This is a genomic window from Kitasatospora sp. NPDC001547 (assembly GCF_042894165.1).
GTDB lineage: Bacteria > Actinomycetota > Actinomycetes > Streptomycetales > Streptomycetaceae > Kitasatospora.
Map to the genome: position 1 here is coordinate 1 of NZ_JBIAVL010000005.1, position 17043 is coordinate 17043.

The following is a 17043-nucleotide window of genomic DNA, read 5'->3' on the forward strand; positions in this document are numbered from 1 at the left end:
GGGCGTCGGGGGGGGGCCGCTGGCGGGGGTCGGGGGCGGGGGCCCCTGGTCCCCGCCGGCGCGCCCAATAAGGAACCCGCGAAACCCCCCGGGGGGGGGGGCCCCCCCCGGGTGGGGCCCCCCCGCCGCCGTGTGGTCGACGTCCGGAGCGCCTAGATGAACTCGGCCAGCTCGCGCAGCAGCGCGGCCTTCGGACGGGCACCGGTGATGGACTTCACCGGCTCGCCGTCCTTGTAGACGATCAGGGTCGGGATCGAGATGACGTTGTACTGCGCGGCGGTCTGCTGGTTGGCGTCCACGTCGAGCTTGGCGATGGTGATCTTGTCGCCGTGCTCGGCCGCGATGTCCTCCAGGACCGGGGCGACCTGGCGGCACGGGCCGCACCAGGTGGCCCAGAAGTCGACCAGTACGGGCTTCTCGCTCTTCAGGACGTCGTTCTCGAACGTCGCGTCGGTGACGGTGGTGGTGGCGCCGGCCACGGGAACTCCTCGGGATCGGACGGAGGGGGCTGCTGCCAGGAGAACAACGGATGGGCCCGTTCTGTTTCTGCCCGGCCGGGGCGGGGGTGTTTCACGTGGAACACCCCCGCGGGGTGGAGCGGGGAGGGGGCTCAGACCGCGACGGCGGCGGCCTTGGCCTCCAGGTCGTCGAGCGAGGCCAGGTAGCGCTCGGCGTCCAGGGCGGAGGAGCAGCCGGTGCCGGCGGCGGTGATGGCCTGGCGGTAGGTGTGGTCCACGACGTCGCCGGCGCCGAACACGCCGGGGATGTTGGTGCGGGTCGAGGGGGCCTCGACCTTGAGGTAGCCCTCGGCGTCCAGGTCCAGCTGGCCCTTGAAGAGCTCGGTGCGCGGGTCGTGGCCGATCGCGATGAACAGGCCGGTGACGGCCAGCTCGCGGGTCTCGCCGGTGGTGGTGTCGCGCAGGGTGACGCCGCTCAGCTTCGGGTCGCCGTGGATGGCCTCGACCGCGCTGTCCCACTCGAAGCGGATCTTCGGGTCGGCGAAGGCGCGCTCCTGCATCGCCTTGGAGGCGCGCAGGGTGTCCCGGCGGTGGATGATCGTGACGCTCTTGGCGAAGCGGGAGAGGAAGGTCGCCTCCTCCAGGGCGGTGTCGCCGCCGCCGACCACCGCGATGTCCTGGTCGCGGAAGAAGAAGCCGTCGCAGGTGGCGCACCAGGAGACGCCGCGGCCGGAGAGCTTGTCCTCGTTCGGCAGGCCGAGCTTGCGGTGCTGGGAGCCGGTGGTGACGATCACGGCGCGCGCCTTGTGCACGTTGCCCTCGGAGTCGGTGACGGTCTTGATGTCACCGGTGAGGTCGACCGCGACGATGTCGTCGGGGATCAGCTCGGCGCCGAAGCGCTCGGCCTGGGCCCGCATGTTGTCCATCAGCTCGGGGCCCATGATGCCGTCCCGGAAGCCCGGGAAGTTCTCGACCTCGGTGGTGTTCATCAGCGCACCACCGGCGGTGACGGCCCCCTCGAAGACCAGCGGCTTGAGGGAGGCACGGGCCGTGTAGAGCGCTGCCGTGTAGCCGGCGGGGCCGGAACCGATGATGATCACGTTACGGACGTCGCTCACTGCTTCTCCTGGTTCGCATCGCGACCCGCGTTTGCTGCGGGGAGGGCGGTCCTGCTCCGCCGCTCGGGACAACGACTGACCAGTGTCTCGCATTCCCAGGCGGATCAGTACCAGGCGCCCGAACTCCGGAAGCGGCGTGCCGCCGTCGGCGTGGATCGCATGGGAACCGTCGGTCAGTGGCTGGGAACGGCCTGGTGGAGGAGGACCGGACCGCAGCCGGGGGAGCGCAGGTAGACGTCGACGAGACCGGGCCGGCCGGGCAGCGGGTAGACCAGGACGTCGACCGGCGCGCCGTGGTAGCCGCCCCGGTCGGTGGCCAGCGGCGTGCCGGGGGCGGGGGCCGGGCAGTCCGATCCGGTCGGGGAGGGGGACTCGGGCTCCGGCCGGGCGCCGTCGGCGGGCAGGGCGCCCTCGGCCGTGGCGGGCCCGGTGGCCCACAGCCCGGGGGTGTTCTCCGAGCGGGCCAGCAACTGCTGGACCTGGGCCGCGAGCGCGTCCTCGCGGTAGTCGGTGCCGGCGACGGCGGTGTGCGGGGCGCGGGCGTCGTGGCTGTCGGAGGTGGTGGTCGGGGCACCGCCCGCGCTGGCCGTCACGGCGCCGGACCGGTCGTCGGGGTGCTGCAGCAGCAGTCCGCCGAGCCCGAGCGCGGCCAGGGCGGCGGCGGTGCCGAGCAGCAGGGCGAACCCCCGTCGGCGGGCGCGGGCGCGGCCGGGACCGGTCGCGGAGCCGGACCGGCCGGCGGGCCGGGCACCGACGCGGTCGGCGGGGCGGGAGGGGACGGCGGAGGGCGGCGTGGCGGGTGCCGTGGCGGCGGCTGCGGGCCGGGCCGGGGCCTCGGGCCGTCGGTCGGCCGCGGCGGCCTCCTGCGCCCGCTCGGCGGCCTCGGCCAGCGCGGCGTCCAGTCGGGCGGCGACGTCGGCCGGCATCGGCGGCGTCTCGACGTCGCCGAGCAGCGCCTGGACCTCGGCGAGCGCGTCGACCGTCTCCCGGCACTCGGCGCAGCCGTCCAGGTGCCGCCGCAGTACCCCGGCGGTCTCCGGGGAGTCGACCAGCCCCTCGGCGAGGTCGGCCAGGCGCTCGACCGGGGGGTGGTCGTCGGCGGGGTCGGGGAAGGAGGGGTGGGCGTTCATCGGGTGCTCGCGTCTCCTTCCAGGACCGTCCGACCGGTGCTCGTCCCTGTGACGGGGCCGGGGCGCTTCGGGTTCCCCGGGGCGTTCCGGCGTGGCGGGACCGCGCCGGGGGCGGGTGGTGTTTCACGTGGAACACCCGGCTCGCGCAGGTGGCGGACCAGCGGGAGGAGCCGGGCCCGGCCGCGTGCGCAGCGGCTCTTCACGGTGCCCACCGGGACGCCCAGCAGCTCGGCCGCCTCGGCCACCGGGTAGCCCTGCATGTCGACCAGCACCAGCGCGGCCCGCTGCTCGGCGGGCAGTTCGGCGAGCGCGGCGGTCACCTCGCGGTGCAGCTCGGCCCGGACCACCGGGGAGTCGGCCGGCTCGGCGGTGCCGACCAGGGTGTCCAGCCGCTGCGGGTCCTCGTCGAGCGGGGCGGTGCGGCGGGTGGCGGTGCGCCGGGCGCGGTCCAGGCAGGCGTTGACCACGATCCGGTGCAGCCAGGTGGTGACCGCGGAGCGGCCCTGGAAGCCGGCGGCGGCGCGGAAGGCGGAGACCAGGGCGTCCTGGAGGGCGTCGGCGGCCTCCTCGCGGTCGCCCAGGGTGCGCAGGGCGACCGCCCAGAGCCGGTCGCGGTGGCGGTCCACCAGCAGGCCGAAGGCCTCCGGGTCACCCGCGACGTGCCGGGCGAGCAGCGCCGCGTCGTCGTCCGTTCCTGTCACCCCTCGACCCCTCGCCGTCGTGCCGGGTCCGCCGGTGCCGGTCAGCCGGAGACCTTGACCTCCGCGACCTGGCCGACGTAGTGGCCGACGTTATCCTTCGGCAGGGCGGTGAGCCAGATCAAGAGGTAGCGCGTGGTGACCGGGGCGTCGAGGGCGTACTCGACGTTGGTCCCGGTCTGCTTGCCGACCACGGTGAAGCCCTCCGGCCGGGCCTGCGACGGGTTGGCGGCGGCGGCCGCGGTGGGCACCCGCAGTTCCGCGGTGTGCTCGCCGACGAACTGGACGGCCACCGAGGAGACCGTCTGCGACGAGCCGAGGTCGATGATCAGGCCGGTGCCCGACTTGAGGGCGGGCGGCTTGGTACCGAACTGGTCGTTGTACCACTGGGTGTTCCAGGTGGTGCTCGGGTCGTTGTCGACGGCCTTCGCGGCGTTCCCGTCGGACCCCTCGCCCAGCGGGTTGTACGACTGGGCGCCCTTGATCGTGATCGGCGCCGGGTTGTGGGTGCTGGCCTGCGGGCTGGGCGTGCTGCTGCTGCTGACCGACGGGAGCGGTGACGCGGTGGCCGACCCGGTGTGGCGCAGGCTGTCGACGAACTGCCAGGAGGCGACGCCGATGGCGCCCAGGGCGACCGTCCAGGCGGTGGCCTTGACCACCCGGCGCAGCCGCCGCCGGGCGCGCCGGGAGGAGGTCGGGCGGGACGAGGCGGGCAGCGGGGCGACGCTGGTGTCGGCCACCCGGGCCGGGTTGGGCGCGGTGGGCAGCGCGTGGGTGTTGTGCCGGGGCGGGGTCGGGAAGGCGGGCAGCTCCGGCTCGGGCTGGCGGATCCGGGGCATCCGGGCGATCACCCGGACCAGCTCCTCCGGCGTGGTGATCGGCTCGGCGTGGTGCGGCGGCTGGTCGAACAGGGCCCGTGCGGCGAGTTCGGACAGGCCCTTGTGGACGCCGGCGCGGACCTGGTCCGGCGCGGCGTTCTGGAGGCCCTTGGGCAGGCCCTGGAGGTCGTAGCGGTCCTCCGGGTACGGCCAGCGGTGGGTGAGCGCGGCGAACAGCAGTGCGCCGATCGCGCGGGTGTCGGCCCGCTGGGCGTCCTCGGCGTCCTCGGCGGGCAGCCCGCGCAGGGCGGCGTCCACCGCGATGCCGTTGATCCGGTACTGGCCGCTGTCGGTGCGCAGCACGCAGCGCGGGGTGAGCCGCAGGTGGGCCTGGCCGCGCCGGTGGGCGGCCGCGACGGCGTCGGCGACCTGGCGGACCATCTGGTACGCCTCGTGCGGCTCCATCGGGCCGTTCGCCAGCAGCCTGGCCAGGTCGGAGGAGTGCGGCAGCCACTCCCGCACGACGTAGACCAGCTCGCCCTCGTGGACGGCGTCCAGCACCTGGACGAAGCGCGGGTCGCCGAGCAGGGCGGCGGACTTGGCCGCGGCCAGCACCTTGCGGGCCCGCTGGTGGCCGGAGGCCATCAGGTGGACACCGACCGCCCGGCGCAGCTTCTCGTCGACGGCGCGCCAGCTGCTGAAGGTCTCGGTCTGGGAGATGCACTCCTCCAGCCGGTACCGGTGGCCGATCATGTCGCCGCTGCGGCGCTGCGGGGCGGGGAGGGTGCGCGGGAGGGTGGCGGTGTCGCGCGGGTCGACCGTGGGCTGCGGATCGGTGGGGCGGCGCGCGGGGCGGGCGGGTTCGGGGGCGGGCTTCTTCCGGGGGGAGCCGGCGGCCAGCTCGGCGCGGAGCTCCTGGACGGAGAGCGGGGCGGTGATCTCCGAGGTCTCCTCGCCGCCGGCGGACCCCTGGCCCGTGTCCGGGGCGCCGTCCTCCTCCTCGTCCGCCTCGGTGCGCCCGGGGGCGGTGGCGTCCTCGCGGGCGTCCGCGGGGGTGCTCCCGGCGGCGTCCTCCGAGCCCGCGAGCTCGTCGATCGCCGCGGCCAGCGCGGCCTCGTCCGTCGCCGCGTCAGCTGCTGACGTGTCGACGACCGCCTTGGTGCCATCAGCCACCGTGGTCCTGCCTCCCCTTGTGTCGCCCCGGCCTGAGAGAGTCGCTGGAGCCGTAGGGTCGGCGGCCCTGTGCTCCAGGACAATTGTGCCCACTCTTCTCCACCGGGTACGACCGCTGAGGCGTCCGCTCGGTTGCATACGGGTGGAGAGATGTGGTGCAGATCCGACACCGGGTCGCCATCCGGCGGTCGGGCGGACCCGAACCGACCGGTGCTCCAGCACTCGGCCGGACGAGCGGAGGAGCGCCGCGCTCCGGTTGACGCCCGGTCAGGGCGCCCGCTCGTCCGGCCGGTGGTCGGACGGTCAGCGGCCCAGTCGGCCGCGGACCATGCCCAGCATGGAGTTGAGCTCCTCGATCCGCAGGCGCTTCGCGACCAGCACGAAGACCGCCAGCTGGAGGCCGCCGGCCACGACCAGGGCGAGGACGTTCCCCGCCCAGCCGCCGAGCACCTGCTGGACGCCCAGGCTGGCGCCGAGGCCGACCAGGGCGGCCGGGACGCAGGCGGCGGCCAGTCGGCTGTACGTCCGGCCGATCCGCTTGGTGTCCAGCCCGCCGATCCGCTTCTTCAGCTTCGGCATCGCGACCATCACCCCGATGGCGTAGGCCAGGCCGTAGCCGAAGGCGATGCCGGTCACCGTCCACTCGGCGGGCAGCACCAGCCAGCACAGCAGCGCGAAGCCCGCCTGGCAGGCCGCGACCCAGACGGTGTTGGAGAACGGCGTGCGGGTGTCCTCGTAGGCGTAGAAGCCGCGGAGCATCACGTACTGGGCGGAGTACGGGATCAGGCCCAGCGCGAACGCGGAGAGCATCAGACCGATGTTGGTGGCGTCGTTCAGGACGGTGTCGTTGCCGCCGACCGCGTAGATCGACCGGCCGACCACCGGGCCGAGCGACAGGAACAGGAAGGCCGCCGGGACGACCGCCACCGCGGTGGTGCGCAGCCCGTGGGAGATGTCGTCGCGCACCGCGCCGGCGTCCTCGTCGGCCGCCGCCCGGGAGAGCCGGGGGAGCACCGCGCTCATGATCGAGACGGTGATCACGGCCTGCGGCAGCTGCCAGATCAGCAGCGCGTTGGAGAACGCGGCCAGGCCGACGCCGCCGTGGCCGGACGCCGACGCGGCGTCGCCCGCCTTGGTGGACAGCTGGGTGATCACCAGGTAGCCGGCCTGGTTGGCGAGCACGAAGAAGAACGTCCACTTGGCCAGCCGGGCGGCCTTGCCCAGGCCGTGTCCGCGCCAGTCGAAGCGGGGCCGGAAGCGGAACTCGGCGGCCCGCAGGTACGGGATCATCGCCAGCGACTGGACGACCAGCCCGATCAGGGTGCCGAGGCCGAGCAGCCGCACGCCCTCGGGGGAGATGCCCTCCGGGGTGACGTGGGTGGTGCCGAACCCGCCGTAGACCCAGATGTAGGCGGAGAAGGTGAAGATCACCACGATGTTGTTCAGGACCGGGGTCCACATCATCGCGCCGAAGCGGCCGCGGGCGTTGAGGATCTGGCCCATCACCACGTGGATGCCCATGAAGAAGATGGTCGGCAGGCAGTAGCGCGCCATCGCCACCGTGGTCTCGGCGCGCTCCGGGTTGGCCATCATCGGGTGGGCGATCAGCTGCACCAGCACGGGTGCGCCGAGCACGGCCAGGAAGACCACGCCGCCGAGCCCGACCATCACCAGGGTGAGCAGCCGGTTGGCGTACGCGGTGCCGCCGTCCTCGTCGTTCTTCATGCTGCGCACCAGCTGGGGCACGAAGACGGCGTTCAGCGCGCCGCCCCCGATCAGGATGTACAGCAGGGTCGGCAGGGTGTTCGCCGCGTTGTACGAGTCGCCCATCACGCCGACGCCGATGGCCGCGGTGATCACCATGGTCCGGACGAAGCCGGTGCCGCGGGAGACCAGCGTGCCGGCCGCCATGATCGCGCTGGAGTTCAGCAGGCTGGAGACCTTGCCGCCGCCGGCCGACTTGGCCGGCCCGGGCGCCTGCCCGGCCGCCCGCTCCTCGGCGGCGACGTCCGCGAGCGGCTCGACCGCCGGGGGCACCGCGACGGCGGCCACCTGCAGAGTGGCCTCCTCCTCGGAGAGCGGCGGGTCGAACTCGATCGGCGGCACGAAGTGGTGCTGCCCGCCCGGAGCGCCGCCGTGCTGCGGCTGCCCCGGGTAGCCGCCCGCCGCCGGGTACGGCGCGGGGCCGGCCCCAGGGGCGGCCGGCGGGCCCGGCTGGGGGGCCGGGGCGGGCGGCGGGACCGGCGGCTGGGCCGCGGCCTGCGCCGGAGCGCCGCCGAACAGCGCGTCCACCCCCACGTACTCGGTGGTCTCGGTGTCCCAGGCGGAGTGCGCCGGGCCCGGCTCCCACTGCGGCCGGGGCTGCTCGACGCCGCCCCAGTGGCCCCCGGCGGCCTGCGCGGGGGCCTGGCCCTGCGGCCAGGCGGCCGGCGCCGGGGTGTCCCAGCCGGGCTGCACCGGCGGCACCGGCGCGGCGAACTGCTCCGGGAACCGCTCCGGGGCCTGGTACGGGGCCGGCGGCACCGGCGTGGGGTAGCCGCCGCCCTGCGGCGGCAGCTGCGGCGGCACGTCGTACGCGGCGGCCGGCGGCTGGGGCGCGGCGGGCCGAGCGGCCCGCAGACCGTACGGGTCCTGGCCGTCCTGCGGGTGCCCGTACGCGTCCGCCGCGTACGGGTCCTGGGCGTAGGTGTCGGCCACGTACCAGTCGCCGGACGGCGACTCGGCACCCGGCCGGCTCTCACCGCGGCCCGGCGGCCGCTCCTCGCTGCGCCCGGTCATGTCACCTCTTCGCTGTCGTGGGGGGAGACCGGCCCGGCGGTGCTGGGGGTCGGCGGTGTCAAGGACCAACCTTCTCATCACTGGCGGCCCGATCCCGGCCATCCGGGCTGCTGCCGCGCGGTGTCTGCGCGGGACCGCCACCAGCGGTGTCGTCCGTCCCGCCGGTCCCGTCCGGTGCCGGGGCCCCGGCGGGATCCGCGGCGGACTCCTGCGCGGCGCCCCCCTCGGCACCGTCCGCCGCGGGCCGCGGAGCGCTCCCCGCCGCTCCGCCGTCGCCCGCCGCCGGGCCGTCGCCGACCGGCTGGTCGCCGTCCTCGTGCGGCTGCCCGCCGCGGCGCTTGCGCTGGCGCACGAAGCGCAGCGCGGCCAGCAGCAGCAGGAGGCCGGCGCCCGCGAAGACGTACAGCACGCCGTTGGTCACCGAGGTGACCTCCACCCGGAACTTCTGCGGCTCGCCGTACGGCCTGGAGTCGGGGCCGGTGGTCCACAGCTGGGCGGTCATCGCGACCGGCCCGTTGTTGTGCGCCTCGGCGTTGAAGCGGAGGGTCACGCTCTGCGAGGCCGGGAGGACCAGCTCCTCCTCCTTGCTCACCCGCAGCCTGTTCGGCTGGGCCGAGGTGAGCACCAGCTTCAGGTTGGTGACCGTCTGGGTCAGGTCGTTGCGCACGCTGACCTGGAGCAGACCGGTGTTGCCGGCCAGCGTGACCCTGTTCTTCTTCGGCACCTGGACGGCGTTGGTCAGTTCCTTCAGGTACCCCGTGACACCGGCGCGGTAGGCGCTCCCGGCCGGCGGCCGGCTGCGCCACTCGGTGGACAGCGAGCGGACCATCGCGGCGCTGAACGGGCCGCGCACCCGCTGCGGCAGGGTGAGCACCCGCATCAGGGTGTCCAGGTCGTGCTGGATGTCGTCGGTGCGGCTCAGGTCGGCCGCCGGCAGCTCCGAGGCGCGGGACTGGGTCGGGTAGTCGGTGGGCGCCGGGACGGCGGTGTTGGCCTTCGGGTCGGCCGCGGACTGCACCACCGTGTCCAGCTTGACCGAGGAGATCCACTTGCCGTCCGCCGTCTGCAGGGCGCTCGCCAGCGCCTTGGCGTTGGCGGCGCTCAGCTCCCGCGGCGGCAGCACCAGCAGCCCGCGCTGGTTCTGCGGCTGCTCGTGGGTGATCGCGAAGGTCTCGGCGAGGAAGCGCTGGGTGGCCCGGGTCTGCGCCTGGGGGCTGCTCAGGTCCTGGTAGAACAGCGCGGAGACGGTCTCGTCGGCCACCACGGCGCTCTGCCCGTTGCCGATCGGGCGGACCGCGGTCGGGGTGTAGTTGAGCGAGTCCGGCTCCGGCATGCTCCCGCCGTTGACCAGCACCAGCCCGCTGCCCGACTGCTGGGCGAGGGCCGCGATCTGCTGGTCCACGTGGCCCTGGTACGGCCAGGCGACGTCGGAGCGGGTGTCCACGGCGAGCCGGCCCTCGACGGTCAGCCGGCCGGCGGTGGCCGCCTTGCTCAGGGCGGTGGTCATCCCGGCCAGGTCGGAGCCGTTGTGCGCGATCGAGGCGAGGTCCGGGTCGGCGTACGGCAGCGCGACCACCTGGCTGCCCGGCTTGGCGACGGCGGCCCGCAGCTTGTCCAGCCAGGCGACGGCGGCGGGCGAGCCGCCCTGGACCTGGATGGTGTTGTCGTCCTTGGCGGACTTGCCCGACCCCTCGGTGCCCGGCTTCTGCACCCGGTAGGTCTTGGTCATCGCCAGCGCGGCGTCCAGCAGGTCCGGGTCGACCACCCAGGTCAGGCCGTTCAGCTTGGCGCCGGTGTCGACCAGCTCGTACAGCCGGCCGCCCGGGGCGAACTCGGTGGCCAGGCTGTCGTCGCGCAGCACCGGGACCGGCTGGTCGCTGTCGCTGCCGGCGACGGTCTGGGCGGCCAGCACCGGCGGGTGCACCAGCGGCCAGACCGTGGCGACCTTCGTCGGCTGCGCCTCGGCGGCCGGGTTGTACGGCAGGAAGGTCCGGGCGATGCCCAGGGCGCGGTCGCGCGGGTTGTCGGCCGTCCCGCCCCAGGCGTCCACCGCGAGCTCGTACGCGCCGCCGGCGGAGAGCCCGAGGTCGCTGACCGCGACGCTCAGGGTGTACGGCTGGCTCTGCCCCGGGTTCAGCTCGGGCAGGGCGTACTGCGGGCTGTCCAGCTCCACGCCGTCCTTGCTGTCCGGCGTGCCGCGGTCGGCCACGATGGCCAGGTCGTTGCGCCGGTCCAGCGGCTTGTACGGCTTGCGGACGGCCGCGTGGGCGCCCTTGACGGCCGACTTGCCGGCGTTGGTGACCTGCCCGGTGATGGTCACGATGCCGTTCGGGGTGGCCACCTGCGGGCTCAGTGTGTCGATGGTCATCACCACCGGGAACTCGGCCGTGCCGGAGGAGTCGGCGGCCGGGCGGACGTTGCCGCCGGCGGGCAGCGCACCGGCCGGGGCGGCGGTGAGGAGGGTCAGGGCGGCCGCGCATGCGGCGGCCAGGCGCAGGCCCGCGCGGCGCGCCCGATGGCGCCCCCCGGCGGGGCGCTCGGCCCGTCCAGGCTGTCGGTGCGCCCCCAGGCCCGAGTGCCGTGCCGGCTCGCTCACTCGCTTCGCCCTCGCCGTTCTCGATCGTTCGCTGCTGATGCTGTCCGTCCGGCGCGGTCCGCCCGACGCTCTTCGCTTGACCCTCTTGGAACCGTTCGTCCGGCACCGCCGCCGCCGGAGTTCCGCGGGTGGCGGCGGCACGCGGCACCGCATCCCCTGTCCGGTGCCCGAGACCCGTCCACCGGCATGGTAACGATGCGGCCCGCGGTGCAGTGTTGCGGGCTGTGGGGTGAGACGCCCAGAACGCGCGGGCGGTTGACCTGTCGGGGCACGTACCCTTGTGAGCCGTGTCCACTGCCAATGAGCCCACCGCGCGCACCGACCGTTCCAGCACCGCCGTCCAGGTCGTCCCAGGCCTGAGCGAGGCCCAGACGCTCGGCCTCCAAGAGCTGCTGCGGGTGTCACCGGTCGCCGACGAGATCGCCCGTCGGTTCCAGGCGGCCGGCCACCGGCTCGCGCTGGTCGGCGGCTCCGTCCGGGACGCGCTGCTCGGCCGGCTCGGCAACGACCTGGACTTCACCACCGACGCCCGCCCGCAGCAGGTGCTCAAGCTGGTCAAGGGCTGGGCGGACGCGGTCTGGGACGTCGGCATCGCCTTCGGCACGGTCGGCGCCCGCAAGGACACCCCCGAGGGCTCCTTCCTGATCGAGATCACCACCTACCGCTCCGAGGCGTACGACCGCACCTCGCGCAAGCCCGAGGTCAGCTACGGCGACACCATCGAGGAGGACCTGGTCCGCCGGGACTTCACGGTCAACGCGATGGCCGTCGACCTGCCCGGCCGCGGCTTCGTCGACCCGCACCACGGCCTGGACGACCTGGAGGCCCGGGTGCTGCGCACCCCCGCCACCCCCGAGGAGTCCTTCTCCGACGACCCGCTGCGGATGATGCGGGCCGCCCGCTTCGCCGCCCAGCTGGACTTCGACCCGGCGCCCGAGGTGGTCGCCGCGATGACCGCGATGGCCGAGCGGATCACCATCGTCTCCGCCGAGCGGATCCAGGCCGAGCTGAACAAGCTGCTGCTGGCCAAGCACCCGGTGAAGGGCCTGCGGCTGCTGGTCGACACCGGCCTGGGCGGGTACGTGCTGCCCGAGCTGCCCGCGCTGCGGCTGGAGCGGGACGAGCACCACCGGCACAAGGACGTCTACGAGCACTCGCTGACCGTCCTGGAGCAGGCCATCGACCTGGAGCAGGACGGCCCGGACCTCACCCTGCGGCTGGCCGCGCTGCTGCACGACATCGGCAAGCCGCGCACCCGCCGCTTCGAGCCGGACGGCCGGGTCTCCTTCCACCACCACGAGGTGGTCGGCGCCAAGATGACCCGCAAGCGGATGCGCGAGCTCAAGTACTCCAAGGAGCTCACCGAGGACGTCTCGCGCCTGGTCGAGCTGCACCTGCGCTTCCACGGCTACGGCGGCGGCGAGTGGACCGACTCCGCGGTGCGCCGCTACATCACCGACGCCGGGCCGCTGCTGGAGCGGCTGCACAAGCTGACCCGCTCGGACTGCACCACCCGCAACAAGAAGAAGGCGGCCGCGCTCTCCCGCACCTACGACGGTCTGGAGGCGCGGATCGGCGAGCTGAGGGCGCAGGAGGAGCTGGACGCCGTCCGCCCGGCGCTGGACGGCAACCAGATCATGGAGCTGCTCGGCCTCAGGCCCGGCCCGTTGGTCGGCAAGGCGTACAAGCACATGCTCGAACTCCGGCTGGAGCACGGGCCGATGGAGCACGACGAGGCGGTGGCGGCGCTGCGGGCCTGGTGGGCCGGGCAGCAGGGCTGAGCCCGGCTCCGGAGCCCTGGGGAGGGCTCCGGGGACGACGAAGGGGTGGCCCCGGCCGAGCGCCGGGGCCACCCCTCGTCCGTCCCGGGCTACTTGATCTGCTTGAGGCAGAGCACGTAGTCCAGGGCCGGGAAGTTGGGGTGCTTGCTGGTGTACCAGCTGTCCGACTTCGGCTGCTTCTCGCAGGACTTCTCGTCGGAGGTGGCGAGGTACTTGAAGACGATCTTGTACTGCGCCTTGGCGTCGGTGCAGGGCACCACGGTGATCTTCGGGTTGGTGTCCGTGGTCTCGCTGGTGCCGTTCGCGTTGCGCAGGCAGTCGCCGGGGCCGGCCGAGTCCACCTTGGTGTCCGAGTCGGTCGGGGTGGTGACCGGCGGGAGCGTGAGTGTCGGCACCGGCGCCGTGATGGTCGGCGAGGGGATGACCGGCGGCGTGTAGGTCGGCATCGGCAGCGGCGTGGGCGCGAAGGTCAGCACGGTGGGGGCCGGCTTCGGGTCGGCGACCGGGTCGCCCTTCTTCGGGCCGAGCACCCCGGTGGCGGCCAGGGTGAGGGCGACCGCCAGCGAGACCGGCACCAGCAGCATCGCGATGTGCGGCCGGCTGGTCAGCGGGACGCCCGGGTCGAGCTGCGGGCCGTGGCTGCCCGGGACGGGCGGCACCAGCCGCTTGAACCTGTTGTGCGGGACGAGGTTCAGCAGCAGCGTGATGGGCGTCAACAGCCAGGACACCGGGCTCCACCAGCCCTGGACCAGCGTCCGGGCCGACATGTCGCGCACCGTCGCCGTGCCGCAGGTGCGGCAGAACGGGCCGGTCATCCGCAGCATCCGGTACATGACGATCATGCCCTGGTGGCCGCGGACGGTGGCGTCCACCGCCGGGTACCCGCCGCAGAACCGGCAGGTGGTGCCGTCCGGCGGGGGCGTCGGGTACCCGTAGCCGTAGCCGCCGGGCGCGGGCTGGGCGCCGTACGGCTGCGCGGGCGCGGGCTGGGCGGCGTACGGCTGTGCGGGCGGCGGGGCGCTCGGGTAGCCGTACCCGGGGGGCGGCGGGGGCGGAGCGCCGTAGGAGCCGCCGGAGGCGTACGGGTTGCCGTCGCCCGGGGGAGGGCCGTACGGCATCTGGGGCGGAGGCGGAGCGGACAAGGAGGTCCCCCGGGAAGGAGAGGCGGAAGAGGTCAGGACTTCTTCACCGGCGGGACGCCGGTGGTGGTGGGCGCCAGCGGGCCGAGGCAGAGCACGTACCGCTTCTTGTTCCAGCGGCGGCCGCTCTTGCCCGAGACCACGCTCGTGGTCTGCGGCGTCTGCTTGCAGCGGGTCGTGTCCGTGGTGCCCTCGAACTTCGCGAGCACCCGGTAATTCGCCTTGCTGTCAGTGCACTTGACGATGTCGATGTCGCGGGAGCCGCTCGCCCGCACACAGTCGCCGGGCTTGGCGCTGCTGACGCTCGGCCCGGCCACGAAGTAGCCGACCGCCAGCGCCACGCAGCCGCCGACCACCCCGACGATCCGCAGCTTGGACCGCAGGCCGCGCTTCTTGGCGGCCGGCGCGGGCGGCATCGCCGGGGCCGGCTGCGGCTGGCCGTACGGCCCGGGCGGCGGCTGCTGCCCGTACGGCCCGGGGGCCGGCTGGCCGTAGCCCTGCTGTCCGTACGGCTGCTGCCCGTACTGCTGCGGGCCAGGCGGCTGCTGGCCGTAGCCGGGCGGCGGGCCGTAGCCGGGCGGGGCCTGCGGCGCGGGCTGCCCGTAGGCCGGCGGCGGGCCGTACGGCGCGGCCGGCGGCGGGACGGGCGCCCCGTACGGCGGCGCCGCGGGCGGGCCCATCGGTGCGGATCCGTACGGATTGGGTGGTGTGCTCATCAGTTCGTCCCCCGAGGCAGAGTTCTGTCGTTCCGACAGGTTCGAGTACCTTAGCGAGTCGCTCGGACGCCCTGAGCCCCGAGCCCCCGGGGTCTCCCGGGCGGCCTGGTCACCGGGGGAGCGGGCTCCGGCGGGCGGCGCCCAGGTAGAGGACCGCCGTCAGGGCGTACACCCCGGCGACCCCGAGCACCACCGCGACCGAGCGGCCGGACAGCGGCAGCACCAGCGCCGTGACCAGGGCGGCGGCCACGAAGGCGACGTTGAACAGCACGTCGTAGATGGCGAACACCCGGCCGCGGTACTCGTCCTCGACCGACTCCTGCACCACCGTGTCGGCGCAGATCTTGGTGCCCTGGGTGACCACCCCGAGCAGCAGGGCGGCGATCAGGCAGGGCACCAGGGCGAAGCTCAGGCCCAGCGCCGGGACGAACACCACCGGGGCGACCAGGCAGGCCGTCATCCACCCGGCCAGGCCGAGCCGGCGGGTGCACCAGGGGCTGACCAGCGCGGCGACGAAGAACCCGGCGGCGGACAGCCCGACCGCCTGGCCGAGGGTGACCAGCCCGGCCGCGCTGTCGGCCGGGTCGTTGAAGGTGTACCGGGCGAGCATCACCACGACCACGATCAGCACGCCGTAGCAGAACCGGGCCGCGGTGACGGCGGCCAGCGCGTGCACGGCCGGCCGGCAGTCCCGGACCAGGTGGCGCACCGCGGCGCCGAGTTCGAGGGCGGCCCGGACCAGCGCCTGGCCGAGCCCGGGGCGGTCCTCGTGCTGCTCGGGGCCGAGCAGGTCGCGGTCCATCCGCCGGGCGGCCAGCGCGGCCGACAGGTAGAGCAGCGCGGCCACCGTGACCAGGGCGGCGTCGGCCCTCGGTCCGGGGGCCATCAGCTGGTGCAGCAGGAAGCCGATGCCCCCGCCCGAGGCGGCGGCGACCGTCCCGAGGGTGGGGGAGAGGGCGTTGGCGGTGACCAGCCGGTCCTGCTCCACCACCCGGGGCAGCGCGGCGGACAGGCCGGCCAGGATGAACCGGTTGAGCGCGGTGACCAGCAGGGCGGAGGCGAAGAACAGCCAGGTCGGCGCCTCCACCAGCAGCAGCACCCCGGTGCCCAGGCCCAGCCCGAACCGGGCCAGGTTGCCGAAGTAGAGCACCTGGCGGCGGCGCCAGCGGTCCAGCAGCACACCGGCGAACGGGCCGATCACCGAGAACGGCAGCAGCATCACGGCCAGCACCGAGGCGATGTCGGCGGGGGAGGACTGCTTCTCGGGGGAGAAGACCACGTACGCGGCCAGCGAGACCTGGAAGACGCCGTCCGAGAGCTGGGAGAGCACCCGGGCGGTCAGCAGCCGCCGGAAGTCGCGGCCCTTCATCAGGTCGAGGACCGTGGCGCGGTGCGCGGACTGGTGGGTGCTGCCGTTCTCGGTGATCGCCACCCGCCCAGGGTGCCACGGAACCGGCCGCCGTTTCACGTGAAACATTGGCTGCGGGAACGTGAAGGGCCCACGATCCGCAGACCGTGGGCCCTTCCTACGCGCTACGAGCGGTCAGCTGCTCAGCGCTCGACCTCGCCGCGGATGAACTTCTCGACGTTCTCGCGGGCCTCGTCGTCGAAGTACTGCACCGGCGGGGACTTCATGAAGTACGAGGAGGCCGACAGGATCGGGCCACCGATGCCGCGGTCCTTGGCGATCTTCGCGGCGCGGACGGCGTCGATGATGACACCGGCGGAGTTCGGGGAGTCCCAGACCTCCAGCTTGTACTCCAGGTTCAGCGGGACGTCGCCGAAGGCCCTGCCCTCGAGGCGGACGTAGGCCCACTTGCGGTCGTCCAGCCAGGCCACGTAGTCCGAGGGGCCGATGTGGACGTTCTTGGAGCCCAGCTCGCGGTCGCGGATCTGCGAGGTGACGGCCTGGGTCTTGGAGATCTTCTTGGACTCCAGGCGCTCGCGCTCGAGCATGTTCTTGAAGTCCATGTTGCCGCCGACGTTCAGCTGCATGGTGCGCTCGAGGATGACACCGCGGTCCTCGAACAGCTTGGCCATCACGCGGTGCGTGATGGTCGCGCCGACCTGGGACTTGATGTCGTCACCGACGATCGGCACGCCGGCCTCGGTGAACTTGTCCGCCCACTCCTTGGTGCCCGCGATGAACACCGGCAGGGCGTTCACGAAGGCGACCTTGGCGTCGATGGCGCACTGGGCGTAGAACTTGGCCGCGTCCTCGGAACCGACGGGCAGGTAGCAGACCAGGACGTCGACCTGCTGGTCCTTGAGGACCTGGACGACGTCGACCGGGGCGTCGTCCGACTCCTCGATGGTCTCCAGGTAGTACTTGCCCAGGCCGTCGAGGGTGTGGCCGCGCTGGACGGTCACGCCGGTCGGCGGCACGTCGCAGATCTTGATGGTGTTGTTCTCGCTGTTGCCGATGGCGTCGGCCAGGTCGAAGCCGACCTTCTTGGCGTCGACGTCGAAGGCGGCGACGAACTCCACGTCACGGACGTGGTAGTCACCGAACTGGACGTGCATCAGGCCGGGGACCTTGCCGGCCGGGTCGGCGTCCTTGTAGTACTCGACACCCTGCACCAGCGACGCGGCGCAGTTGCCCACGCCCACGATGGCTACGCGAACCGAACCCATTCCG

12 protein-coding genes are annotated in these 17043 nt (G+C 73.9%); 1 reads left to right on the forward strand and 11 read right to left on the reverse strand.

The window, feature by feature from the left end:
• Positions 1-152: 152 nt before the first annotated feature.
• The 7 genes from trxA to ACFY0X_RS10905 form a co-directional block, all read right to left on the reverse strand.
• Positions 153-479, reverse strand: coding sequence for a thioredoxin (gene trxA / locus ACFY0X_RS10875; protein WP_387751947.1), 327 nt, complete (start codon positions 477-479; stop codon positions 153-155).
• Between the two features lie 131 nt (positions 480-610).
• Positions 611-1576 (reverse strand): thioredoxin-disulfide reductase, encoded by a 966-nt coding sequence (gene trxB / locus ACFY0X_RS10880; RefSeq protein WP_387751949.1) that lies wholly within the window; start codon positions 1574-1576, stop codon positions 611-613.
• Positions 1577-1749: 173 nt separating this feature from the next.
• Complete coding sequence (locus tag ACFY0X_RS10885; RefSeq protein WP_387751952.1) at positions 1750-2706, reverse strand: hypothetical protein; 957 nt, start codon at positions 2704-2706, stop codon at positions 1750-1752.
• Positions 2703-3407: an RNA polymerase sigma factor SigM gene (gene sigM / locus ACFY0X_RS10890; RefSeq protein ID WP_387751955.1), complete on the reverse strand. Its 705-nt coding sequence runs from the start codon at positions 3405-3407 to the stop codon at positions 2703-2705. Before sigM ends, ACFY0X_RS10885 begins: the two co-directional genes overlap by 4 nt.
• A 41-nt stretch (positions 3408-3448) precedes the next feature.
• The gene (locus ACFY0X_RS10895; RefSeq protein WP_387751958.1) at positions 3449-5395 is read right to left on the reverse strand and encodes a protein kinase family protein; all 1947 of its coding nucleotides are present in this window, start codon (positions 5393-5395) and stop codon (positions 3449-3451) included.
• Between the two features lie 303 nt (positions 5396-5698).
• On the reverse strand, positions 5699-8173 hold the full coding sequence (gene murJ / locus ACFY0X_RS10900) for a murein biosynthesis integral membrane protein MurJ (protein WP_387751961.1): 2475 nt from the start codon (positions 8171-8173) through the stop codon (positions 5699-5701).
• A gap of 58 nt (positions 8174-8231) precedes the next feature.
• Positions 8232-10769 carry a DUF6049 family protein gene (locus tag ACFY0X_RS10905; RefSeq protein WP_387751964.1) on the reverse strand — a complete coding sequence of 846 codons (2538 nt, stop codon included), beginning with the start codon at positions 10767-10769 and terminating at the stop codon, positions 8232-8234.
• A 356-nt stretch (positions 10770-11125) separates the two neighbouring features.
• Between ACFY0X_RS10905 and ACFY0X_RS10910 the strand changes: the two genes are divergently transcribed.
• Positions 11126-12550: a CCA tRNA nucleotidyltransferase gene (locus ACFY0X_RS10910; RefSeq protein ID WP_387753155.1), complete on the forward strand. Its 1425-nt coding sequence runs from the start codon at positions 11126-11128 to the stop codon at positions 12548-12550.
• A gap of 89 nt (positions 12551-12639) precedes the next feature.
• Here the strand turns inward: ACFY0X_RS10910 and ACFY0X_RS10915 are convergent, their stop codons facing one another.
• The 4 genes from ACFY0X_RS10915 to ACFY0X_RS10930 form a co-directional block, all read right to left on the reverse strand.
• Complete coding sequence (locus ACFY0X_RS10915; protein ID WP_387751967.1) at positions 12640-13692, reverse strand: hypothetical protein; 1053 nt, start codon at positions 13690-13692, stop codon at positions 12640-12642.
• A gap of 32 nt (positions 13693-13724) precedes the next feature.
• A complete protein-coding gene (locus tag ACFY0X_RS10920) occupies positions 13725-14405 on the reverse strand; it encodes a hypothetical protein (RefSeq protein WP_387751970.1) in 681 nt (226 codons plus the stop codon).
• A gap of 109 nt (positions 14406-14514) precedes the next feature.
• Entirely contained in the window at positions 14515-15774 is a 1260-nt protein-coding gene (locus ACFY0X_RS10925; RefSeq protein ID WP_387753158.1) for an MFS transporter, read from the reverse strand.
• A gap of 182 nt (positions 15775-15956) precedes the next feature.
• Complete coding sequence (locus ACFY0X_RS10930) at positions 15957-17039, reverse strand: inositol-3-phosphate synthase (protein ID WP_387751973.1); 1083 nt, start codon at positions 17037-17039, stop codon at positions 15957-15959.
• Positions 17040-17043: the final 4 nt, after the last annotated feature.

Coding starts and splice junctions, on each gene's coding strand:
- ACFY0X_RS10930 (WP_387751973.1), bottom strand. CDS start 17,039: ATGGGTTCGGTTCGCGTAGCCATCGTGGGCGTGGGCAACTGCGCCGCG.
- murJ (WP_387751961.1), bottom strand. CDS start 8,173: ATGACCGGGCGCAGCGAGGAGCGGCCGCCGGGCCGCGGTGAGAGCCGG.
- ACFY0X_RS10925 (WP_387753158.1), bottom strand. CDS start 15,774: ATGAAGGGCCGCGACTTCCGGCGGCTGCTGACCGCCCGGGTGCTCTCC.
- ACFY0X_RS10885 (WP_387751952.1), bottom strand. CDS start 2,706: ATGAACGCCCACCCCTCCTTCCCCGACCCCGCCGACGACCACCCCCCG.
- ACFY0X_RS10920 (WP_387751970.1), bottom strand. CDS start 14,405: ATGAGCACACCACCCAATCCGTACGGATCCGCACCGATGGGCCCGCCC.